The sequence below is a fragment of the Ensifer sp. 22521 genome (genome assembly GCF_052044795.1).
In the GTDB taxonomy this organism is placed as follows: domain Bacteria; phylum Pseudomonadota; class Alphaproteobacteria; order Rhizobiales; family Rhizobiaceae; genus Ensifer.
Genome location: NZ_JBQENM010000004.1, coordinates 263,480 through 285,819 on the forward strand (window position 1 = coordinate 263,480; position 22,340 = coordinate 285,819).

A 22,340-nucleotide genomic window follows, 5' to 3' on the forward strand; every position below is an offset into this window, starting at 1 on the left:
AGACGATCGGGGCGGGCCTCAAGCGCCCGGGCAAGACCGGGTATCGACAGTAGCAAAGGTTTCCGCATGTCACAGGTCCGACTGGAGCAGATCACCAAGTCCTTCGGGAACGTCACCGTCATTCCGCCGCTCGATCTTCAGATTGCGGATCGCGAGTTCGTCGTGCTCGTCGGGCCGTCCGGCTGCGGCAAGACAACGACCCTCAGGATGATCGCCGGTCTTGAAACCGCGACCTCTGGTTCGATCCGGATCGGCGAACGCGACGTCACGGATCTGCGCCCTGGCTTGCGCAATTGCTCCATGGTGTTCCAGAACTACGCGCTCTATCCGCACATGACGGTCGCCGAAAACATCGGCTACGGCATGAAGGTGCGCGGCACGCCGAAGGCGGAGGTCGATAAGGCGGTGACGGATGCCGCCCGCATCCTCAATCTCGGTGCCTATCTTGGCCGCAAGCCGAGCGCGTTATCGGGCGGCCAGCGCCAGCGCGTGGCGATCGGTCGGGCGATCGTGCGCCAGCCCGATGTCTTTCTTTTCGACGAGCCGTTGTCCAACCTCGACGCCAAGCTGCGCATCGAAATGCGCACCGAAATCAAACTGTTGCATCGGCGTCTTCAGACGACCGCCGTCTACGTCACCCACGACCAGGTGGAAGCCATGACCATGGCCGATCGCGTCGTCGTCATGAACCAGGGGCGTATCGAGCAGGCAGCCGACCCGATCACGCTTTACGAGGCGCCCGCCAATCTCTTCGTCGCCGCCTTCATCGGCGCGCCCAGCATGAATTTCATCGAAGGGCGGCTTGAAGGCGGTGATGGCGGTTTGCAGTTCAAGGGTGATGGTGATGTGGCCATCAAGGTTCCGGAGCACCGCGCCGGAAAGCTCGGCGCTTTTGCGGGCAAGGACGTCGTCCTCGGCATCCGCCCGGAACATACGATGGCCGCGGACGCTGGAGCGCCGACCGTGAAGCTGACGGTGCGCGACGTCGAGCCGCTTGGGCCTCACACGCTGGCGCTCGGCAAGGTGGGCCAAGCCGCCTTCACGGCGCAGGTTCACGCTGCGTCACGCATCGGCCCAGATGACCAGATCGAGGTGCCGATCGAGGCGGCGAAGATACACTTCTTTCTGAAGGAAACTGGCAAAGCGATCGGCCGCTGACCGGAAAGGGGGGGCCGAAGGCGGTGACGCCCCCGGCCTGCCGTATTACTTCTGCTCGGCGCGCGCGGCGGCGAGGAAGGCGAGTTTCGCCGGCATTTCCAGATGCTTGGAGAGCGCGACGCGCTCAGGCGTGTAGTGATGCTCGACGTCGAGGCAGTTGACCGTGCCGAGCAGTTCGCCGCCGACAACAACCGGGATGTTCGCAACCGAACCGCAGCCGAGCGACCAGATGGTTTCGTGGTCGCCGAAGACCTTGGAGATGTCGATGATGGTGTTGGCGACGAAGGTCTGGTGTGCCTTGTGCACGATGTCGAACCAGCTGTCGTAGCGGATCGGCTTGGTGCCGGAGGTCGGGTATTCCTCAGGGTGCGAGGTATAGGCGCGGCGGGCGACTTCATTGACCATGTCGACCGTCATGATGGTGAAAAGCTTGGCGCCGATCACCTGGCGGCAAAGCGTCTGCAGCGCGGTCCATACCGCATCGGCATCGGTTGTCTTGGCAATCGCCGCGTCGAATTGCGCCAGCGCGGCAGCGATCTGTTCACTGTTCATGCTATGTCCTTGGGGTTACTCGATATTTTAGAGCGGAATGCGGGCGAAGACCGCCCGCACTTTCAGTTTCCCGCTCTAGTTGGCATGCGCGGCGCTGATCTGCATCAGCTCACGCGAATAGGGATCCTTGAGGTCGCCGCGCTTGAGATCGGAGACATCGGCCACCTCGACGATACGGCCCTGCCGCATGACGGCGAGCCGATCGCAAAGGAACGAGACGACGGCCAGATTGTGGGTGACCATCAGGAAGGTGAGGTTCTGCTCGCGCCTGAGGCGCTTCAGCAGATTGAGAATTTCGGCCTGGACCGAGACGTCGAGCGCCGAGGTCGGCTCGTCGAGCAGCAGCACCTTCGGCTTCAGCATGAGTGCCCGGGCGATCGCCACGCGCTGGCGCTGGCCGCCCGAGAGCTGGTGTGGGAAGCGGAAGCGGAACTTGCGATCGAGCCCGACGGAGGCCATGACTTCCTCGATCCGCGCATTGCGGTCGCCGATGCCATGGATGGTCAAGGCTTCTCCGAGCGTCGCATCGACGGTCTTGCGCGGGTGCAGCGAGCCATAGGGGTCCTGGAATACCATCTGGCACTGGCGCGAAAAGGCGCGGTCGATGCCATGGCCGCGGGGTGAGCCGAGCACGGTGATTTCGCCCGTCCACTCCGGCGCGAGGCCGGCTATCGCCTTCAATACGGTCGATTTGCCCGAGCCGCTTTCGCCGACGAGGGCAAAGCTCTCGCCGTCGGCGATGTCGAGATTGACGTCGTGGGTGATCTGCACGTCGCCATAGGAGATGTCGAGGTTCTTGAGAGAAAGCGCGGTCATGCCTTGGCCCATGCGCTGCGGTCGAGTACCGGCAGCTCGTCCCGTGTTTCGTCGAGGCGCGGAATGGAGGCGATCAGCCCGCGCGTATAGGGATGTTTCGCCTCCATCAGTTCGCCGGCCTTGCACTCCTCGACCACCTCGCCGGTGTTCATCACGAGGATGCGGTCGCAATAGCTGGAGACGAGGTTCAGGTCGTGGCTGATAAAGATCAGCCCCATGCCCTTGCGTTTGACTAGTTCGTCGATGATGTCGAGCACCTGCGCCTGCACGGAAACGTCGAGCGCCGAGGTCGGCTCGTCGGCGATGAGCAGGTCCGGCTCGGGGATCAGCATCATCGCGATCATCACCCGTTGCCCCATGCCGCCCGAGACTTCATGCGGATAGAGCCGGGCGACGCGTTCCGGATCGGCGATGCGCACCGATTCCAGCATCGCGAGCATGCGGTTGTTGACCTCACGGCGCGGCAGCTTCTGGTGCGTCAGCAGTGCTTCGGCAATCTGCTCGCCGATGGTCATGACAGGGTTCAGCGAGAACTTCGGGTCCTGCATCACCATGGAGATGCGGGCGCCGCGAATGGCGCGCATCTGCCGTTCGGACTGTTTCAAGAGGTCGATGCCGTCGAAGACGAGCTTGTCGGCGGTGACGCGACCCGGCGCCCGGATCAGCTGCAGGATCGAGCGGCCGGTCATTGATTTTCCCGAGCCGCTTTCGCCGACGATGCCCAAGCGCTCGCGGCCGAGTGTGAAGGAGATGCCGCGTACCACTTCGAGGTCGCCACGGGGCGTCGGAAACGTGACGCGCAGCTTTTCGATTTCGAGAAGATTGCTCATCAGCGCTGCTCCCCGCTCTTCGGGTCCAGCACGTCGCGCAGACCATCGCCCAGGAAGCAGAAGCCGAGGCTGACGAGAATGATGGCAAAGCCCGGCATGGTTGCGACCCACCACTGGTCGAGAATGAACGAACGGCCACGCGAGATCATCGCGCCCCATTCGGGAAGCGGCGGCTGGGCGCCAAGACCGATGAAGCCGAGGCCGGCGGCCGTCAGGATGATGCCGGCCATGTCGAGCGTGACGCGGACAATCATCGACGAGGTGCAGAGCGGCAGCACGTGGCCGAGATTGACGCGCAGGCTCGAAGCGCCGAGTAGCCGCACCGCCGAAATGAACTCGGAGTTCTTGAAGGTCAGCGTCTCTGCACGGGCGACACGGGCGTAGCCCGGCCAGGAGGTGATGGCGATGGCGATGATCGCATTTTCGATGCCGGGGCCAAGAGCGGCGACGAAGGCCAGTGCCAGGATCAGCTTCGGCAGCGACAGGAAGATGTCGGTGATGCCCATGAGGATGCGATCGACCCAGCCGCCGAAATAGCCGGCGGCAACGCCGATCACTAGGCCGGCGGGGGCTGCGAGCACGGCAACGAGCGTGACGATCGCAAGCGTGATGCGCGCGCCGTAGACGACGCGGGACCAGATGTCGCGGCCGAGTTCGTCGGTTCCCATCCAGTGGGCGCCACTCGGCGGCAGCAGGCGTTCGCCGAGCGACTGGCGCAGCGGATCATGGGTGGCGAGCCAAGGCGCGAACAGAGCCGTCAACACCAGGGCCAGGATGATGATAGCGCCGACGACGGCAAGCGGATTGCGCATCAGCGCGCCGAAGATGCGGTAGAAACGTCCGAGGCGCGCCTGCATCGGCGAGGCAGGGCTGTCGTCGATCAGCCAGTCGCGAAGTGTGGTCATGTCCGACTCCTCTTAGCGTGCACGCGGATCGAGCACGCGATAGAGCACGTCCGAAATCTTGTTGATGCCGATGAAGACCGCGCCGATGACGAGGGTCGAGCCGAGCACCGCCGACATGTCGGCGTTGAGCAGGGCGACGGTCAGGTAGTTGCCGATGCCCGGCCAGGAGAAGATCGTCTCGATCATGACGGAGCCTTCGAGCAGGCCGGCATAGGAAAGACCGATGACGGTGATCAGCGGCACGCGGATCGGTCGGAAGGCGTGGCGCCAGATGACAAGGCGCTCCGGCACGCCCTTGACCCGCGCGGTGGTGACATATTCCTGGCTCAACTGGTCGAGCATGAAGGAGCGGGTCATGCGGGCGATATAGGCGAGCGAAAAGAAGCCGAGGCAGGAGGCCGGAAGGATCAGGTGCCAGACGGCGTTGCGGAAGATCTCCCATTCGCCTGCGATGATGCTGTCGACAAGGATGAGCCCGGTGATCGGCGTCACCATGCCGTCATAGAAGATGTCGACCCGCCCCGGGCCGCCGACCCATTTCAGCCGCGCATAAAAGACGGCAAGGCCGACAAGGCCGAGCCAGAAGGCGGGCACCGAATAGCCGAGCAGGCCGATGACGCGGATGCCCTGATCGAGCCACGAGCCGCGGCGGGCGGCTGCAAAAACGCCGAGTGGGACGCCGATCAGCACGCCGAGGATGATGCCGAGTGTCGCCATCTCGAGCGTCGCCGGGAAGACGCGGGCAAGGTCTTCGATAACCGGCTTGCCGGTGGAAACCGAGGTGCCAAAATTGCCGGTGGCGACATCGCCGACATAGCTGACGAACTGGGTGATCAGCGGCTGGTCGAGCCCCATTTCCTGGCGGACGCGCTCATAGACCGCAACGGGCGCGCGGTCGCCGACGACAGCGAGAACCGGGTCGATCGGCACGATGCGGCCGATGAAGAAGGTGATCGCGAGCAGGCCAAGGAAGGTTATCGCGAGCGTAACCAGGAAGCCCACCAATGAGCTAAGGCGCTGCCGGCTCCGGCTAGGTCTGGAGGCGCGGCGTACCGGCGTTGCTGCTGTGGTGCTGTCATTTGCCACGTGGCGATTCCATCCCTCTTCGCTTGCGGTCTGTCTTGTCGATAGCGCAAAAATTCGCTTGGAGTATATAAATAAGTTTGCTTAAATCAAAAAAATTTTACTGGGGGAGGAGAGCGTGAGCGTTCCGTCGGATGACGAAGCCACGTCCGGGAAAAGCACCGGGGCAGGGCAGCCGAAGGTAGGCGCGCTGGTGCGCGCGCGTCGGCGGCAGATGCATATGACGCTGCAGGCGCTGAGCGATGCGGCGGGCGTTTCCGTCGGTTATCTCAGCCAGATCGAGCGCGATCTCGCCATGCCCTCGCTTGGCACGCTGGCCCAGATTGCCCAGGGGCTCGGCGCCGAGCTCAACCACTTCATCCTCGCCCCGGCGATCGATACCGGCCTCTCGCGCGCCGAGGGGCGCATGGTGTTTTCGGTCGGCGGCTCGCCGGTTTCCTATGAGCGGATCGGCGCCGATTTTGCCGGTAACCAGCTTTCGAGCTTCGTCATCACCATTCCGCCGGGACACCGTTCCGAGGTCTTCAGTCATGAGGGCGAGGAGCTCGTCTACATGCTCGAAGGGGAGATCCTGTTCGGGCTCGACGGCGACGAGACCACGCTGTCCCCCGGCGACGGCCTGCATTTCCGCGGCATCCAGCCCCACTACTGGTGGAACAAGACGGACACGCCCGTGCGGCTGATCTGGACCGGCACGCTGCCGCTCTTCCGGTTGCGCGCATCCCAATCCAACGAGACCGGTACGCCGAAATCGGCGCTGAAGCCGGCGATGACAAAAACCAAGCCTCATCGAAAATAGGAGAATGATGATGAGAATGTTCAAGGCCGCGGTGTTCGCGGCGTCCCTGATGATGAGCGTAGCGCCGGCCGCACTCGCCGAAACGCCGGCGGAAGTGCTGGTCGTGGCGCAGAACATCGACGACATCGTCAGCATCGACCCGGCCGAAGCCTACGAGTTTTCTTCGGGCGAATACGTCACCCAGACCTATGACCGCCTGGTGCAGTACGATGCGCCCGACGTGAAGAAGTTGGCGCCGGGCCTCGCCTCCGAATGGACGGCCGACGATGCCGCCAAGACGATCACCTTCACGCTGCGCGATGGTGTCACCTTCACCTCCGGCAACCCGCTGCGCGGCGAAGACGTCGTCTATTCCTTCAAGCGCGTCGTCGTTCTCAACAAGGCGCCTGCCTTCATCCTGACGCAGCTTGGCTGGACGCCTGAAAACATCGACAAGATGGTGACCGCCGACGGCAACAAGGTCACGATCAAGTATGAAGGCGACTTCTCGTCGGCTTTCGTTCTCAACGTTCTCGCCGCCCGTCCGGCATCGGTCGTCGACGCGGAAACCGTCAAGGCGAATGAAGCCGGTGGCGACTTCGGCAATGCGTGGCTCAAGGCCAATTCGGCCGGCACCGGTCCCTTCGTGCTCAAGGCCTTCCGCGCCGGCGAACTGCTGAACCTCCAGAGCAACCCGAACTATTTCGGCGGCGCTCCTGTGATCAAGGGCGTCATCATCCGTCACGTGGCTGAAGCCGCGACCCAGCAGCTGATGCTGCAGACCGGCGACGTCGACATGGCCAAGAACCTGACGCCGGACCAGGTTTCGGGTCTCGAAGGCAAGGACGGCGTGAAGGTCGAGTCCTACCCGCAGGCCGCCGTGCACTTCCTGTCGTTCAACCAGAAGAACACGGCACTACAGCCGGAAGCCGTCTGGCAAGCCGCCCGCTACCTCGTGGACTACAAGGGCATGACCGACAGCTTCCTGAAGGGTCAGATGGAAGTTCACCAGGCCTTCTGGCCGAAGGGCTTCCCGGGCTCGCTCGATGAAACGCCCTACAGCTACGACGTCGAAAAGGCGAAGAAGATCCTCGCCGACGCCGGTATCAAGACGCCGATCAAGGTAACCCTCGACGTCATCAACTCGACGCCGTTTACCGACATGGCACAGTCGCTGCAGGCATCGTTCGCGGAAGCCGGCATCAACTTCGAGATCATCCCGGGCACCGGCAGCCAGGTGATCACCAAGTACCGTGCGCGCACCCACGAAGCCATGCTGCTCTATTGGGGCCCGGACTTCATGGACCCGCATTCGAACGCCAAGGCCTTCGCCTATAACGAAGACAATGCCGACGACAAGTATCAGTCGACGACCACGTGGCGTAACGGCTGGGCCGTGCCGGCGGAACTCAACGAAGCGACCAAGGCAGCGCTCAAGGAAGCCGATCCGGCCAAGCGCGACGGGCTCTATGTCGACCTGCAGCGCAAGGTGCAGGAAAAGTCGCCGATCGTGATCATGTTCCAGGCAGCGACCCAGGTCGCGATGAAGGACAAGGTCGAGGGCTACGTCAACGGCGCCACCTCGGACTTCGTCTTCTATCGTCTCGTCAAGAAGAACTGATCGAGCATCGCTCTTGCGCCGTTCTTCAAAGGCGCACATATCAACGCCCTGGGCCTTGCGGCCCGGGGCGACGTGTTTCTGCCGACAACGATAGTGTCGGTTCCGAGAATTCTGGGAAGGTTTGCGAGATGGCGGATGTGAAAGTGAGAACGCGTGAAACCGGTGCGACGGCCGTGGTCGGCAGAACCGGCTTTCCGCATGTGACTTCGGTAACCGGCGGCGAACTCGATATCGTTACCGGCCCGTCGCAGGCGGGTTACGGCCCGCTCGATCTGCTTTACGCCTCGCTCGCAAGCTGCCTGGTCTTGAGCGCCCGCATTGCAGCCAGCCGCTACGGCGTGCTCGACCGACTGACGGAGGTAAGTGCCAAGGTGACCGGCGAGAAGGCCCATGACGAACCCTCCCGCGTTGCCAAGTTCAACATCGTCTTCGACATCAAAGGCGATTTCGACGACTCCGTCCGTCATGCGATCGCGGAAGCCGCCGAAAACGAGATCTGCACCGTCAGCAACACCATTCGCGGCAATCCGGAATTCGTGACTGAGTTCAGTCACTGACGGTCCAAGGTCTAAACATCAAGGGCGGGTGCCACCGGCAGCCCGCCCTTTTTGCGCACAACTATGGGGAAGAACTCAGGCCGGCTGCGGCACCAGCGCTTCCGGCTGGCGCCGGCCGATCGTCAGGACTAGCAGGGCGGCGACGATGCAGAGCATTCCGGCGGCGATCAGCGCCGGCGCGTAGGTTTCGAGCGACGTCCGGCTTGCGCCAGCGAGGAAGGTCGCACTGGCGGCGCCGAGCTGATGGCCGGTAAAAACCCAGCCGAAGACGAGACCGGCCCGTTCCGGGCCGAAGCGTTCGGCCGAGAGCTTCACGGTCGGCGGAACCGTCGCGACCCAGTCCAGGCCGTAGAAGATCGCGAAGATCGACAGCGTGTAGATGTTGAAGCCGCTGAACGGCAGGAACATCAGCGAGAGACCACGCAGGCCATAGAACCAGAAGAGCAGCCAGCGGTTGTCGTAGCGATCCGAAAGCCAGCCGGAGCCGACGGTCCCGATGAGATCGAACACGCCGATCAGCGCCAGGAGGCTGGCCGCGGCGACGGCGGCAATACCCACATCACCGCAGATCGAAACCCAATGGGTCTGGATCAGGCCGTTGGTGCTGAAACCGCAGACGAAGAAGGTGGCGAACAACACCCAGAAGGTGTTGGTCTTCGCGGCGTCGGAAAGCGCCCTGATCGGTGCCATCAGCAGAGCCCCGAAGCTCTTTGCCTTCGCCGCCGCCGGCACCATCTGTTTCGAGCCGAAGGGCGCGAGGCCGAGATCACCAGGGCGATCCTGCATCAGCAACAGGACCAGTGTGAGGGCTGCCATGAGGATGACGATGATCAGCGTCAGTGCCGAGCGCCAGCCGATCGTTTCCGTGAGAGACGCGAGCAGCGGCAGGAACACCAGCTGCCCCGTGGCGTTGCTGGCAGTCATCAGTCCCACGACGAGCCCGCGTCGCTTGTCGAACCAGCGTGTCGCGACCGTCGCGCCGAGAACCAGCGCCGTCATGCCGGTGCCGACGCCCAACACCACGCCCCAGATCGCGACCAGGTGCCAGAGCTCCGTCATGTAGAAGGAGGCGGCGATGCCGGCGATGATCAGGACCAGCGCCGCAGAGACGACCTGGCGCACGCCGAAGTGGTTCATGAACGATGCTGCGAACGGTCCGAGCAGACCGAACAGGCAAAGGCGGATCGCCAGCGCCAGCGAGATCTGGGCATTCGACCAGCCGAACTCGGTTTCAAGCGGCTTGATGAGCACGCCGGCCGAGCCCATCGCTCCCGCAGTCGACAGCATGACCAGGAAGGTGACGGCGGCCACAGCCCAGCCGTAATGGATATTGCGTTTGGCTAGATAACGCGCAAGCGCCGGACCGAGCATAGTCGACTTCCTTTCGTCCGTGTTTTCGGGTGTGCGAGAGCGCTGCGCGGGCTTTCGGAGCGCAGGTCGCAGGTTGAATTGTTGTTTGGCAGTTTGCTGACGGTTCCTGGCAGGCCAGATTGTCTAGAGCGCCAGAAGCAGGTCCTCTAGCTGGGCGGCCGCGTCGGTCCCCAGTCGCGCCTCGATCTTGTCCTGTGCGGCCTGCCAGAGCGGTGCGCCGTCAATGAGAATCCGATGGCCGTTTTCCGTAAGTTCGACAACGGCCTCCCTCTGATCTTTCCCGCTTCCGGTTGCCGCCAACCCCATTCCTTCCAGCACCTTGACGTTGCGGCTGACCGTCGAGCGTTCGAGTTCGATCTTGCGGCCAAGTTCGGTCATTGAGATCGGCTCATCGCGCGCGATGTGCCGAAGCAAGCTGAACTGGGCGAGGTTGAGACCGATCGGCTGCAGCGCGTCGTCGTAGACCGACGTCACTCTCCGGGTGGCTTTGCGTAAAAGGGCACAGTAGCAACGAGACATGATGTGTGTATATACACGCAAATGCGCGACGTCAAGTCCGCGATCGCGGAAGCACCGTTTTAAGCGTTGTCAGCGACGGACCGATTTAGGCGAAAATGTAGGATGTTGTTCGGGTAGGCCCGGTCGCCTATCCTGAAGTGGGTCTCCCCGACCTTCTCGAAGCCGCTCGCGATGTAAAAGGCCGTGGCCTTTTCATTTTCGGCGTTCACCGCCAGCCAGGTGCTCGCCCTGCCAATGTCCGAGCAGTATTGAAGCCCCGTTTTCAGAAGCTTCCTGCCGATGCCGCGGCCGTGGTGACGGGGCTGCACATAGAGCGTCACGATTTCAAGGTCCGAAACGATATCGACCGGCGCCCGTGAATTCGACGACATCCGCAGAAAGCCGTCGATGCCGACGGCATTCTGCGAAACCCAGATGGCCTCATCCTCCTGGGCCAGGATCTCTTCAAAGCGCGAGGCGGTAAATTGGGCCAGCGTATAATCGGCAAAGAACGCGTTGATCCATCGCGGATATAGGTGTTGAGCCAGACCTCCAGGCTAATGGCCGCCAGGCTGGACGCATCCTTGATCGTGGCCGGTCTGATCATCGCCTTTCCTTTTGAAGCGGCAGCAATCTGAAGCATTTGGTTCGTCGACGCCTCAGTCGACGAACGGTTCCAGTTCCTTGTCGAATTCGACCTCGACGACGTTGTTGAAAAGCGCAGTCGCCACCATGATGCCTGAGAAGGCGACGAGATCGACCAGTGCCTTGGCGTCGTAGCGTGCCTTCAGGCCCGCCCAGATCTCGTCCGGGATAGCATTGCTGTCGGCGACGATCGCCCGTCCGAAGGCGATCAGCCGCTGTTCGTCGTCGGTCGGCACGACCGTGTGGAAGTCGATGCCCGAGTTGGCGAAGGCGCGGCGGAAGAAGCCCATGGCGATCGGCGAGCGCATGGCTTCAGAGATCGCGTGCGAGAGAAACCAGATCTCCCGATCGTTTAGCGCCGGGCGCAGTTCTTCGCGTAGCGTGAACCATTCCGCATAGATGCGATGGGCGACCGGCGAATGCAAAAGCGTGCGCTTCATGTTGGTCATGCGTCCGCGCACGCGCACTTCCTCGTCATGGGCGGCGCGGATTTCGTCGGAAGCGGTGTCGTAGTCGATCTGGGGAATATGGCTCATGGGTCTTACCGGTCTTGAATGGCGCGCGGGCGGTGCGCTTGTGATGGTGGGGGATCAGACGGTGCTGAGCAGAATGCTTGTTTCGCTGTTCGATACGCCATCGACGTCGCGTACTTCGCGCAGGATGCGGTCGAAATCGCTGAGGCTGTTGGCGCGAATTTCTGCGACCAGATCCCAGCCGCCGTTGGTCGTATGCAGCGCATAAAGCTCGGGCAGGCCGCGCAGATATTTGATGACCTTGGTGGTGTTGCGGCCGCTGACCTCGATCATCATGATCGCACGGATGGCGCGATCATCGTAATCCTGCCGCACGCGCAGCGTGAAGCCGAGCACGGCACCGCTTTCGAGCAGCCGGTCGATGCGCGTTTGAACCGTGGCCCGGGAAATGCCGAGCACGGTGGCTATCTTTGAGTAGGGCGCGCGGCCGTCTTCTCGCAATAGCGAGATGAGCTGGTGATCGAGGTCGTCGAAGATATGCATGAAAATTGTATAATCCGACTGCGCAAAATGCTCAATAAGGTTTTGCATATTAGGCAGGTTTAAAATTTCAACTCACTTCTTGCAAGCCTAGGCTGACTTCATCGAATTTCTCCGATGGAGTTTTAAACGTGGTTCAGTATGTCGGTGTCGGCAACGTAATTGAGCTGGTCAAATCGATCGGTATTGAGACGTTCCTTGTGGGTCTTGCGGAATACATCGAGGATGATTTCCGCCGGTGGAACGCATTCGAGAAAACGCCGCGGCTCGCGAGCCACTCGAAGACCGGCGTCATCGAGCTGATGCCGACCTCTGATGGTGAGCATTACGGTTTCAAATATGTCAACGGCCACCCGAAGAACCCCAATGTCGGCCTGCAGACGGTGACAGCCTTCGGTGTTCTCTCCGATGTCAGCACCGGCTATCCCTGCCTCGTCTCCGAAATGACGATCATGACCGGTCTGCGCACGGCGGCCACTTCGGCGCTTGCCGCAAAGTACCTCGCTCGCACTGACGCCCGTTCGATGGCAATCATCGGCCTCGGCGCGCAGTCTGAATTCCAGGCGCTTGCCTTCCGTGCCCTGCTCGGCGTCAAGCGGCTGCAGGTCTTCGACATCGATCCCGAAGCGGCCGAGAAGTTCTGCAACAACCTCTCGGACATGGATTTCGACATCGTCGTTGCTGCGACGGCGGAAGAGGCCGTTGCTGGTGCCGACATTATTACGACGGTTACGGCCGACAAGCGCAACGCCACGATCCTCTCCGACAACATGGTCGGCGCCGGCGTGCATATCAATGCGGTCGGCGGCGACTGCCCCGGCAAGACGGAACTGCAGGGCGACATCCTGCGCCGCGCCGACGTCTTCGTCGAATATCCGGAGCAGACCCGCATCGAAGGCGAAATCCAGCAGATGGCGCCGGATTTCCCGGTCACCGAACTCTGGCAGGTCATCGCCGGCGAGGCCGAAGGCCGCCGCAGCAACGCGCAGATCACCATCTTCGATTCCGTCGGTTTCGCCACCGAGGACTTCTCGGCACTGCGCTTCCTGCGCGACAAGATCCAGGGCACGGCGTTCTACACCGAACTCGACCTGACGACGCAGCCGGACCACCCGCGCGATCTCTACGGCCTGTTCCGGCAGCAGCCGGCGGCCTTTGCCGAGCGGAGCGTTGCATAACATGAAGAGACTGTCCGTGCAGGCGCCGAAGGGCGTCGTGATGATCCGTCCGCACCATTTCGGCCCGAACCCGATGACCGCTGAGGACAACGCCTTCCAGGCGACCGACGCGGCACGCCAGCCGACGGCGATCTCCAAGGCCGCTTATGACGAAGTCAGCCGTATGGCTGATGGCCTCACCGACGCCGGTGTCGCGGTTCATCTCTTCGAAGACGAAACGACGACGCGCCCCGACTCCGTCTTTCCGAACAACTGGTTCTCCACCCATTCCGGCGGCCATGTGGCGATCTATCCGATGTATTCGGAAAGCCGCCAGAGCGAACGCCGCGTCGATATCATCGAGATGCTGAAGAACGAATACCGCGTCCAAGACGTGATCGACTATTCCGGTCTCGAAAAGGACGGGGTCTATCTTGAGGGCACCGGCGCCATGGTGCTCGACCACATCGGCCGCGTCGCCTATGCCGCGCGTTCCAACCGCACCAACGAAGTGGCGCTCGAACGTTTCTGCACCCACTTCAACTTCGAGCCGATGATCTTCGGTGCCGTCGATCGCCAGGGCAACTCGATCTATCACACCAACGTTCTGATGTGCATCGGCACGGAGTTTGCGCTGATCGGCGCGAGCATGATCCCGGATGTCGCCCGCCGCCAGGAAATCTGCGCGCGGCTCGAGGAAACCGGCCGCCAGGTCATCGACCTGACGCTTGACCAGATCGAAAACTTCGCCGGCAACGCGATCGAGCTCGACGGCGCAGATGGCCGCGTCGTGGTCATGTCGGCGCGGGCGCTCGCTTCGCTCCGCCCCGATCAGATCAAGGCGCTCGAAATCTCCGCCCGTGTGCTTGCCTTCGACGTGCCGACGATCGAGCTTGCCGGCGGTTCCGTGCGCTGCATGCTCGCCGGCGTTCATTTGTCACGAAGAGAACCGGCCGGTACGCAAAAGCTTTACGCCGCCACGTCCGATCGATAGAAGCACCTCATCCAAGCCAAAGGTCCCACAAATGTCGCAGTCACGCCCCGTCTACCAGTTCAACAACATCATCGTTCGCACGCCCTCGAAGTCGGTCGTCAACGGTCTGCGCGCCGACGATCGCGGCAACCCCACCTTCGAAGGTGTGAAGGCCGAGCACGACGCCTATATCGCGGCGATGAAGGACGCAGGCGTGAAGGTGACGGTACTGCCGGCGCTCGAAGCCTTCCCGGATTCGATCTTCGTCGAGGATCCGGCGCTGGTCTTCACCGAAGGCGCGATCCTCCTGCGCCCGGGCGCCGAGACCCGCGTCAAGGAAACGCCGGAGATCGAGCCGACGCTGCGCGCCATGTTCGAAACCGTTCTCGACCTGCCCGGCAACGGCTTTGCCGATGGCGGTGACGTGCTGACGACGCGCGAAAGCGTGATGATCGGCCTTTCGGCCCGCACCAACAAGGTCGGCGCCGAAGCGCTGCAGGCCTGCCTTGCCAAGCTCGGCCGCAAAAGCGAGATCGTCGCGACCCCGGAAGGTGTTTTGCACTTCAAGACCGATTGCTCGCTGCTCGACGACGAGACCGTGCTTTCAACGGCGCGTCTTGCCGAATCCGGCGCCTTCGAGCGTTTCAAGCAGGTGATCATTCCCGAAGGTGAAGAGCCGGCAGCCAATGCGTTACGCGTCAATGACGTCGTCATGGTTGGCTCCGACTTCCCGCGCACGATCGAGATGCTCGACAAGCTCGGCTACAAGGTCGTGCCCATGAAGACGACGGAGATCGGCAAGATCGACGCGGGCCTGTCCTGCATGTCGCTGCGCTGGTTCAGCAACACGCTCTGATCCGTCGCAATCCCCGAGGAGGAAACAAAATGAAGACGTTGAAGACCGCCCTGTTCGCAGGGATCGCCCTTTCCATGGCTGTTGGCAGCGCATTGGCCGAGGACACGCTGCGGCTCGGCATGACGCCGGAGCCCTACATGCCCTTCACCCAGGTGAACGCCGGCGGCGAATGGGAGGGCCTCGAGGCCGACCTCTCCCGCGCACTCTGCGAAAAGATGGCCGTGAAGTGCGACATCAACCAGATGGCCTGGGACGGACTGATCCCGTCGATGAAGGAAAACAAGGTCGATTTCATCATCGGCGCCTTCTCGATCACGGATGAGCGTCGCCAGGTCGTTGATTTCTCGACGCCCTATTACACCGAAGGCACCTCCTTCGTCGGCGCCAAAGCTGACACGAGCGAGATCAAGACGACCGACGCCGCGGATGGTTCCGGCAAGATCATCGATCCGGCAAGCGTCGAGGGCAAGATCATCGGTGTGCAGACCTCCAGCGTCCAGTCGGCCTATGTTGCCAAGTATCTGACGGGTGCCGAAGCCAAGAGCTACGACACCGCAGACAACTCGGTCGCTGACCTCATTGCCGGCCGCGTCGACTACGTGCTGATCCCCGACCTCTACATCCAGACCTTCCTGAAGTCGCCCGAGGGCGCCGACTACGAGGTCAAGGTCGAAGTGCCGAAGAATGTCGTTCTCGGTGAAGGTGTCGCCTATGCCGTGCGCAAGGGCGATGCGGCGACGCTCGAAAAGGTCAATGCCGGCCTTGCTGCCCTGGAAAAGGACGGCACGACCCAGAAGCTCGTCGACAAGTGGATCTTCGGCAAGAAGTAAATCGCTCTTCAAGGGCGGCGTGTAGCCTATGTTTCGCGCCGCCCTCGATCGCCAAACCGGCCGCAGCGCCGGGGCATCTTCGCAGCGACCGCTACAGCGATCCAGCCCGACAGAGGGCGGCGTGAGGGCTGACGAGACAATCGGGAACAGGTAACGACGGATGGACTATTACTGGCAATTGCTTGCCTGGGGCGGCGAGGGCTGGGGCGACGATTTCGCCTGGGGCCTGGTGATGACCTTGCAGGTGTCCGTGGTCGCCTATGCGGTTGCGGTTCTCTTCGGCTTCCTCGGGGCGGCCGGCAAACTGTCGAAGCACCGCGTCCCGCGCTTCCTTGCCGAGATCTACACGACGGTCGTTCGCTCGCTTCCCGAACTGCTGGTCATCCTGCTCCTCTATTTCTCCGTCGCGAGCGGTGCCGAGCGGCTCTTGAAGCACTTCGGTCTGGTGGCCGAGACCTTCCAGTTCAGCTCGTTCTGGGCAGCAATCATCGCACTCGCTTTCGTCTCCGGCGCCTTCATGACTGAAGTGCTGCGCTCGGCCTTCCTTTCCGTGCCCCCCGGCCAGATCGAGGCGGCGGTTTCGATCGGCATGCCGAGACGCAAGGTCTTCACCCGCATTATCTTCCCGCAGATGATGCGCCACGCGGTTCCAGGCATGGGCAATCTCTGGCTGTCGATCACCAAGGAAAGCGCCATCATCAGCGTGCTCGGCTCCTTCAGCGAATTGCTCTACACCGGTTACCGGGCTGCTGCCGGTACCAAGCAGTACATCTTCTTCTACGGGCTGACGGCCATCCTGTTCCTGGCGATCACGCTCGTATCCGTGCTGGTGATCGCCCAAATCGAACGCCGCCTCAACCGGGGGCACCACTGATGGAAACGATCTCCAACGTTATCGGCTTCCTGCCGGCGCTCATCAAAGCAACCCCGCTGACGCTGCTTTTGACGGCGGTGGCGGGCGTCTTCGGTCTGGTCATCGGCACCCTCGTGGCGCTTGCCCGGCTTTCCGGCCGTCGCGTGCTCTCGGTTCCGGCCTATGTCTTTACCTTTGCGTTCCGCGGCACGCCGCTCCTGGTACAGATCTACCTGATCTACTACGGCCTCGGCCAAATCCTGCCCGGAACCTGGGTGCGCCACAGCTTCCTCTGGCCTTATCTGCGTGATGGCCTGTGGTACGCGATCTTTGCGCTCAGCCTCAATCAGGCCTCCTACAATGCCGAGGTTATCCGCGGCGCGATCAAGGCGATCCCGCGCGGCCAGATCGAGGCGGCCAAATCGATCGGCATGCGCTCCTCGATGATCCTTCGCCGCATCACCCTGCCGCAGGCGTTCCGATCCTGCCTGCCGGTGCTGACGGGTGACCTGATCATCCTGTTGAAGACGACGTCGCTCGCCTCGACGATCACGATTCTCGAAGTCATGGGCACCGCCCGCATGCTGCAGCGCCAGTCGCTGTTGATCTTCGAACCCCTGATCGCCGCCGGCATCATCTATTTCACCGTCGTCTTCATCCTGACGCGCGTCATGGGCGTGGTCGAGAAGCGGCTCACCCGCTACCGCACGGCGAAGGCCTAACGAGGAGGAACGGACATGGCTGCAACAGCGCTTTCCGTGAAGAACATTCACAAGAGCTTCGGGTCCGTCGAGGTGCTGAAAGGCGTCTCCTTCGAGGCGAAGTCCGGCGACGTCATCTCGCTGATCGGCAGCAGTGGTTCGGGCAAGAGCACTTTGCTGCGCTGCATCAACTATCTGGAGACGCCCGATGAGGGCGAGATCGCGGTCTCGGGCGAGGTGATCCGCACCGTCAAGGGCAAGGACGGCAAGTTCCATGCCACCGACAAGCGGCAGCTCGAACATATCCGTACGCGCCTTGGCATGGTGTTCCAGAGCTTCAATCTGTGGTCCCACAAGACCATCCTCGAAAACATCATCGAGGGCCCGATCCATGTGCTCGGCATGACGCGCAAGGATGCGATCGGCGAGGCCGAATTGCTGATGGAAAAGGTCGGCATCACCCCGAAGCGCGACCACTATCCCAACCAGCTTTCGGGCGGCCAGCAGCAGCGGGCGGCGATCGCGCGCGCTCTCGCGATGAAGCCGGAAGTCATGCTCTTCGACGAGCCTACGTCGGCGCTCGACCCGGAACTCGTCAACGAAGTCCTGCTCGTCATCAAGAAACTCGCCGAAGAAGGGCGCACCATGGTCATGGTCACGCACGAAATGTCACTCGCCCGTGATATCTCCAGTGAGGTGATCTTCCTGCACAAGGGACTGGTGGAAGAACGCGGCGCGCCGTCGCAGGTGATGCGCGACCCGCAATCGGCGCGGCTGCGCCAGTTCTTGCAGATGGCTTGAGGAGGCCCCAATGCGCGACGCCAATTTTTCTGAGTTCCTGCCCGAACTCGTCGAGATCCGTCACAAGCTGCACGAGATGCCCGAGATCGGCCTATCCGAGGTGAAGACCTCCGAATTCGTCGCCGGATTGCTGCAATCCTGGGGCTTCGAAGTGACGCGCGGTCTGGCGACGACAGGCATCGTTGCGACGCTGAAGCGCGGCAACAGCAACCGCGCCGTCGGCTTTCGTGCCGATATGGACGCGCTGCCGATGCAGGAGGAAACCGGTCTTGCCTATCAGAGCAAACATCCGGGCGCGATGCATGCCTGCGGCCACGACGGTCACACCAGCATGCTGCTCGGCGCTGCCTGGGCTCTGTCGAAGGACGAGAGCTTCAACGGCACCGTGCACCTGATCTTCCAGCCGGCCGAAGAAAATTTCGGCGGCGGCAAGCTGATGATCGAGGACGGCCTGTTCGAACGCTTCCCCTGTGAGCGGGTCTATGCGCTCCACAACTGGCCGGGCCTGCCGGTCGGCCAGTTCTCCAGCCGCGCCGGCGCGATGGCTGCATCGATCGACGTACTGACGCTAACGATCAGGGGCAAGGGCGGTCACGGCGCCCAGCCGGAACTGACGGTTGACCCGGTCGTCGTCGGTTCCAGCGTGGTGATGGCGCTGCAGACGCTGGTCTCGCGCAATGTATCGCCGCACCAGCCGTCGGTGCTGACGGTCGGTTCGTTCCGGTCCGGCTCCGCCTCCAACATCATCCCGGATAAAGCAGTGCTGGAAATCAGCATGCGTGCGATGGATCCGGCCGTGCGCAAGCAACTCCAGGAACGTGTCGAGCAGATTGCCCGCTTGCAGGCGGAAAGCTACAACGCTGAGGCGATTTTCGACTGGCAGGTCGGTTATCCCGCGACGATCAACGATGCCGATGCCGTCGAAGATGCGCGTGCGGTGATCGCGGAGACTTTTGGCACCGACGCCTATGTCGAATTGCCCGAGCCGCTGATGGGCAGTGAAGACTTCTCCTTCCTGCTGGAGAAGGTGCCGGGCGCCTATGTGCTGATCGGCAACGGCGACAGCAGCGGGCTGCACACCACCCGCTACGATTTCAACGACGACATCCTCGAACGCGGTGCTACGTATTTTTACCATCTCGCGCGGGCAGCGCTCGTCTAACCGGGCGGTCGCTAACGTCCGGTCGCTCAGGTGGCCGGGTGCAGGTCACCAAACACCGTCGGGATAAGCTCCGACACCGTCGGGTGAATGTGCACCGCGTGGGTGATCGTCGTGTAGGGTTTGCCGGCATACATGACGTCGAGGATGCTCTGCACCGCTTCGTCGCCGCCCGTGCCGAGGATCGAGGCGCCGAGGATTTCCTTGCTGTCGGCGTCCACGATCACTTTCATGAAGCCCTCGGTCTCGCCCTTCTCGACGGCGCGGCCGACGCGGGTCATCGGTCGCGTGCCGATGAGCAGCTTGCGTCCTGATTTGCGCGCTTCGGTTTCCGTCATGCCGGCGCGGCCAAGCGGCGGATCGATGAAGAGGCCGTAAGTCGCAATCCGGTCGCTGACCTTTCGTGCCTCGCCATCGATGAGATTCGCGGCGATGATCTCGAAGTCGTTATAGGCAGTGTGGGTGAAGGCGCCGCGGCCGTTGCAGTCGCCCATGGCGAAAATGTGCGGGACATTGGTCCTGAGCGTTTCGTCGACTTCGACATAGCCGCGCGCGTCGGTCTTCACGCCGGCTCGATCGAGGTCGAGATCATCCGTATTCGGCCGTCGCCCGGTGGCAAGCAACAGGTGGGAGCCGACGATCTCGGGTGCGCCGGCGGTGCAGTCGACGCCGGCGACGACTTCGTCGCCGCGCTTGGCGAAGCGGATGCATTCGGCGTTCAAGCGGAAGTTTATGCCCTCTTTCTCCAGAATCGCGAGAATGGCGACGGAAACGTCCGCATCCTCGCGACCGATCAGGCGTGGGCCCTTCTCGATCACCGTGACCTCGGAGCCGAAGCGGCGGAACATCTGTGCGAACTCAAGCCCGATATAGCTGCCGCCGATGACGATCAGGTGGCGGGGCAGGGTGTCGAGATCCATGATCGAGACGTTGGTCAGATAGGGCACGTCCTCGACGCCAGGGAAGTCCGGCGTCGCCGCACGTCCGCCAACGTTCAGGAAGATCTGGTCGGCCGACAGCAACTCACCGCCGACGCGCACCTCGTGCGGGCCTTCGAAGCGCGCATGGCCTTCGATGACGGTGATGTTCGGCATGCCCTTCAGCCAGCCTTCGACCCCCTTGCGCGAATTGAACCGCACCGTGTCCTTGCGCGCCATGACGCGGGCGAAGTCGATGGTGATCGGTCCGGTCGTGACGCCATAGTCGGCGCCCCGGCGCGCCAGGTGCGCCGCATAGGCGCTCGCAACCATCGCCTTGGTCGGCATGCAGCCGGTGTTGACGCAGGTGCCGCCGAAGTGCTTGCGCTCGACGAAGGCGACGGTCTTTCCCGCTGATGTCAGCCGGCTGGCCAGCGAAGGGCCGGCCTGGCCGGCGCCGATGATGATTGCGTCGAAATGTTTCGTCATGACACCGAGGACACCACCCAGAGTGCGAGGAGAACGGCAACGACATCCTCAAGAAGCGCGATCGGCAGATCCTTGCCGCCGATGGCCGCAACGAGGCGCTTGCGGGCTTCGTAGCCGCCGAGCGTACCGATGACGGCACCGATCACGCCGGCGACCAGCCCGGCCAGCATAGCACCTGCGGCCGTTCCGAGCACGGCGCCGCAGAAGCCGCCCGAGACGATGCGTGCGCCGAACTGCTGCGGAACCTTGCGGCTCGGCGTGCTCGGCAACTGATCGGTGACGAATTCCACCAGCGCCAGCAGGCCAAAGATATAGGGCGTGAAGCGAAAACCCATAAAGGCTGCCCATGTACCGCCGAGCGGCAACCAGCCCGCAGCGGCGCCGATGCTGACGGCGGCAGGTGCGGTCATGGTGCGCAGACCGGCAACCACGCCGATAAGCAGCGTGAAGAGATAGATCGACATGAATTCCCCGAACGTTCGCCGGGCGAACCCAATCCACCAGCCCCCAAGCGGTTCGGGTCGAGCGGCATCGCAACCAAGAGTGAAAGCGGTGTTTCTGGCGGGCCTCTGTCAGAGTGGCCGACATCGCCCCTGATTGCAACGGCCAATCGCACGCGGTCGGACGTAGAAATCTACGCTTTCGATAGTGTTTATCGATGTCGGAATTTTTCGTCCGCCACAGTCTCTGCGTGCAACCCTATTTTTTGCCGGGGACTGACATATATGGAATGCCTTGCCCCGACGCGGCGAACTTTCCGTGATCAAACTTGCGGAGCGAATTTCGAGGGAGAAACAAACTCATGCGCCTGACTAGATTGCTTATCGGAACTGCCTTTGCCTTCACTTTGACTGCTGCCACGGCCAGCGCCGATGTCGTCGTCTCCTCGAAGATCGACACCGAAGGCGGTGTTCTCGGCAACATCATCCTTGCCGTGCTCAATGCCAACAACATCAAGACCGTCGATCGCGTCCAGCTCGGCGCGACGCCGGTCGTGCGCAAGGCGATTACCGCCGGCGAGATCGACATCTACCCGGAGTATACCGGTAACGCCGCCTTCTTCTTCGAAAAGGCTGACGATCCGGTCTGGAAGGACGCAGGCAAGGGTTACGAGACCGCCAAGAAGCTCGACTACGACGCCAACAAGATCGTCTGGCTGACGCCGTCGCCGGCCAACAACACCTGGGCGATCGGTCTTCGCAAGGAAGTTGCGGATGAGAACAAGCTGAAGACGCTCAGCGACTTCGGCAAATATGTCGCCGGTGGCGGCAAGGTCGTGCTGGCCGCTTCGTCTGAGTTCGTGAATTCGGCCGCCGCTCTCCCGGCCTTCCAGACGACCTATGGTTTCACCTTGAAGCAGGATCAGCTGATCACGCTTTCCGGCGGTGACACCGCGGCGACCATTGCGGCTGCTGCCAACCAGACGAACGGCGCCAATGCGGCGATGGTTTATGGCACCGATGGCGGCATCGCACCTTCTGGCCTCGTCGTGCTCGAAGATGACAAGGCGGTCCAGCCAGTCTACCAGCCGACCCCGATTATTCGCGAGGCTGTGCTCAAGGAAAACCCGCAAATCGAGGAACTGTTGAAGCCGGTGTTCGAGAAGCTCGATCTCGTAACGCTTCAGGACCTGAACGGCCGCGTGCAGGTCGGCGGCGAACCGGCCAAGGCGGTTGCCGAGGATTTTCTGAAGAAGAACGGCTTCCTGAAGTAGGTTGACGGATAACCGGAACGCTGGTCCGATGGCTGGCGTTCCGGGGTGTGCCTGCAGGTGCCG

General features: G+C 62.3%; 25 protein-coding genes. 13 read left to right on the forward strand and 12 right to left on the reverse strand.

The features are described 5' to 3' along the window. Nucleotides 1–66: 66 nt before the first annotated feature. The gene (locus tag ACTJKE_RS07275) at nt 67–1,158 is read left to right on the forward strand and encodes an ABC transporter ATP-binding protein (RefSeq protein WP_058325018.1); all 1,092 of its coding nucleotides are present in this window, start codon (nt 67–69) and stop codon (nt 1,156–1,158) included. A 45-nt stretch (nt 1,159–1,203) separates the two neighbouring features. Here the strand turns inward: ACTJKE_RS07275 and ACTJKE_RS07280 are convergent, their stop codons facing one another. The 5 genes from ACTJKE_RS07280 to ACTJKE_RS07300 all read right to left on the reverse strand — a co-directional run bounded on the left by ACTJKE_RS07280 (nt 1,204) and on the right by ACTJKE_RS07300 (nt 5,266). Beyond that, nucleotides 1,204–1,710, reverse strand: a complete 507-nt coding sequence (locus ACTJKE_RS07280; protein ID WP_440691583.1) for a GAF domain-containing protein — start codon at nt 1,708–1,710, stop codon at nt 1,204–1,206. 75 nt (nt 1,711–1,785) lie between these two features. Then, nucleotides 1,786–2,526, reverse strand: coding sequence for an ABC transporter ATP-binding protein (locus tag ACTJKE_RS07285; RefSeq protein WP_058326410.1), 741 nt, complete (start codon nt 2,524–2,526; stop codon nt 1,786–1,788). Further along, complete coding sequence (locus ACTJKE_RS07290) at nt 2,523–3,356, reverse strand: ABC transporter ATP-binding protein (RefSeq protein ID WP_058325016.1); 834 nt, start codon at nt 3,354–3,356, stop codon at nt 2,523–2,525. Before ACTJKE_RS07290 ends, ACTJKE_RS07285 begins: the two co-directional genes overlap by 4 nt. Continuing rightward, nucleotides 3,356–4,261, reverse strand: a complete 906-nt coding sequence (locus tag ACTJKE_RS07295) for an ABC transporter permease (protein WP_058325015.1) — start codon at nt 4,259–4,261, stop codon at nt 3,356–3,358. The genes ACTJKE_RS07290 and ACTJKE_RS07295 overlap by 1 nt, the downstream gene beginning before the upstream one ends. 12 nt (nt 4,262–4,273) lie before the next feature. Then, nucleotides 4,274–5,266 carry an ABC transporter permease gene (locus ACTJKE_RS07300; RefSeq protein WP_112947256.1) on the reverse strand — a complete coding sequence of 331 codons (993 nt, stop codon included), beginning with the start codon at nt 5,264–5,266 and terminating at the stop codon, nt 4,274–4,276. Between the two features lie 196 nt (nt 5,267–5,462). Here ACTJKE_RS07300 and ACTJKE_RS07305 point away from each other — a divergent pair, with 196 nt between their 5' ends. The 3 genes from ACTJKE_RS07305 to ACTJKE_RS07315 all read left to right on the forward strand — a co-directional run bounded on the left by ACTJKE_RS07305 (nt 5,463) and on the right by ACTJKE_RS07315 (nt 8,300). Then, on the forward strand, nt 5,463–6,143 hold the full coding sequence (locus tag ACTJKE_RS07305) for a helix-turn-helix domain-containing protein (RefSeq protein WP_058325013.1): 681 nt from the start codon (nt 5,463–5,465) through the stop codon (nt 6,141–6,143). Nucleotides 6,144–6,153: 10 nt separating this feature from the next. Continuing rightward, entirely contained in the window at nt 6,154–7,743 is a 1,590-nt protein-coding gene (locus tag ACTJKE_RS07310; protein WP_058326409.1) for an ABC transporter substrate-binding protein, read from the forward strand. 128 nt (nt 7,744–7,871) lie between these two features. Then, nucleotides 7,872–8,300 carry an OsmC family protein gene (locus ACTJKE_RS07315; RefSeq protein ID WP_058326365.1) on the forward strand — a complete coding sequence of 143 codons (429 nt, stop codon included), beginning with the start codon at nt 7,872–7,874 and terminating at the stop codon, nt 8,298–8,300. A 75-nt stretch (nt 8,301–8,375) separates the two neighbouring features. Here ACTJKE_RS07315 and ACTJKE_RS07320 read toward each other — a convergent pair whose 3' ends face one another. From ACTJKE_RS07320 to ACTJKE_RS07340, 5 genes are all read right to left on the reverse strand, one after another. Continuing rightward, a complete protein-coding gene (locus ACTJKE_RS07320) occupies nt 8,376–9,671 on the reverse strand; it encodes an MFS transporter (protein WP_058326364.1) in 1,296 nt (431 codons plus the stop codon). Nucleotides 9,672–9,794: 123 nt separating this feature from the next. After that, nucleotides 9,795–10,190, reverse strand: a complete 396-nt coding sequence (locus tag ACTJKE_RS07325; RefSeq protein WP_058325010.1) for a MarR family winged helix-turn-helix transcriptional regulator — start codon at nt 10,188–10,190, stop codon at nt 9,795–9,797. A gap of 59 nt (nt 10,191–10,249) precedes the next feature. Further along, a complete protein-coding gene (locus ACTJKE_RS07330; protein WP_440691629.1) occupies nt 10,250–10,717 on the reverse strand; it encodes a GNAT family N-acetyltransferase in 468 nt (155 codons plus the stop codon). A gap of 111 nt (nt 10,718–10,828) precedes the next feature. Further along, on the reverse strand, nt 10,829–11,350 hold the full coding sequence (locus ACTJKE_RS07335) for a hypothetical protein (protein ID WP_058325009.1): 522 nt from the start codon (nt 11,348–11,350) through the stop codon (nt 10,829–10,831). Nucleotides 11,351–11,404: 54 nt separating this feature from the next. Next, nucleotides 11,405–11,830, reverse strand: coding sequence for an Lrp/AsnC family transcriptional regulator (locus tag ACTJKE_RS07340; RefSeq protein WP_057249183.1), 426 nt, complete (start codon nt 11,828–11,830; stop codon nt 11,405–11,407). A gap of 92 nt (nt 11,831–11,922) precedes the next feature. Here ACTJKE_RS07340 and ACTJKE_RS07345 point away from each other — a divergent pair, with 92 nt between their 5' ends. From ACTJKE_RS07345 to ACTJKE_RS07380, 8 genes are all read left to right on the forward strand, one after another. Beyond that, nucleotides 11,923–13,005 carry an ornithine cyclodeaminase gene (locus ACTJKE_RS07345; protein ID WP_058326363.1) on the forward strand — a complete coding sequence of 361 codons (1,083 nt, stop codon included), beginning with the start codon at nt 11,923–11,925 and terminating at the stop codon, nt 13,003–13,005. Nucleotide 13,006: 1 nt separating this feature from the next. Then, nucleotides 13,007–13,978, forward strand: a complete 972-nt coding sequence (ctlX, locus tag ACTJKE_RS07350) for a citrulline utilization hydrolase CtlX (protein ID WP_058326362.1) — start codon at nt 13,007–13,009, stop codon at nt 13,976–13,978. 31 nt (nt 13,979–14,009) lie between these two features. After that, on the forward strand, nt 14,010–14,813 hold the full coding sequence (locus ACTJKE_RS07355; protein ID WP_058325006.1) for a dimethylarginine dimethylaminohydrolase family protein: 804 nt from the start codon (nt 14,010–14,012) through the stop codon (nt 14,811–14,813). A 29-nt stretch (nt 14,814–14,842) separates the two neighbouring features. Continuing rightward, entirely contained in the window at nt 14,843–15,643 is an 801-nt protein-coding gene (locus ACTJKE_RS07360; protein WP_058325005.1) for a transporter substrate-binding domain-containing protein, read from the forward strand. A 160-nt stretch (nt 15,644–15,803) separates the two neighbouring features. After that, nucleotides 15,804–16,517: an ABC transporter permease gene (locus ACTJKE_RS07365; protein WP_058326361.1), complete on the forward strand. Its 714-nt coding sequence runs from the start codon at nt 15,804–15,806 to the stop codon at nt 16,515–16,517. After that, nucleotides 16,517–17,218, forward strand: a complete 702-nt coding sequence (locus ACTJKE_RS07370; RefSeq protein WP_057249177.1) for an ABC transporter permease — start codon at nt 16,517–16,519, stop codon at nt 17,216–17,218. Before ACTJKE_RS07365 ends, ACTJKE_RS07370 begins: the two co-directional genes overlap by 1 nt. Before the next feature lie 15 nt (nt 17,219–17,233). After that, entirely contained in the window at nt 17,234–17,998 is a 765-nt protein-coding gene (locus tag ACTJKE_RS07375; protein WP_058326359.1) for an ABC transporter ATP-binding protein, read from the forward strand. 10 nt (nt 17,999–18,008) lie between these two features. Beyond that, a complete protein-coding gene (locus ACTJKE_RS07380) occupies nt 18,009–19,160 on the forward strand; it encodes a M20 aminoacylase family protein (RefSeq protein WP_440691585.1) in 1,152 nt (383 codons plus the stop codon). Nucleotides 19,161–19,186: 26 nt separating this feature from the next. Here ACTJKE_RS07380 and ACTJKE_RS07385 read toward each other — a convergent pair whose 3' ends face one another. Both ACTJKE_RS07385 and ACTJKE_RS07390 read right to left on the reverse strand, forming a co-directional pair. Next, nucleotides 19,187–20,563 carry an FAD-containing oxidoreductase gene (locus ACTJKE_RS07385; RefSeq protein ID WP_058326357.1) on the reverse strand — a complete coding sequence of 459 codons (1,377 nt, stop codon included), beginning with the start codon at nt 20,561–20,563 and terminating at the stop codon, nt 19,187–19,189. Continuing rightward, nucleotides 20,560–21,027, reverse strand: coding sequence for a hypothetical protein (locus ACTJKE_RS07390; protein WP_058325001.1), 468 nt, complete (start codon nt 21,025–21,027; stop codon nt 20,560–20,562). Before ACTJKE_RS07390 ends, ACTJKE_RS07385 begins: the two co-directional genes overlap by 4 nt. 338 nt (nt 21,028–21,365) lie before the next feature. On the opposite strand from ACTJKE_RS07390, the gene osmF reads away from it, so the two are divergent. Further along, nucleotides 21,366–22,277 carry a glycine betaine ABC transporter substrate-binding protein OsmF gene (gene osmF / locus ACTJKE_RS07395; RefSeq protein ID WP_058326355.1) on the forward strand — a complete coding sequence of 304 codons (912 nt, stop codon included), beginning with the start codon at nt 21,366–21,368 and terminating at the stop codon, nt 22,275–22,277. Nucleotides 22,278–22,340 lie beyond the last annotated feature (63 nt).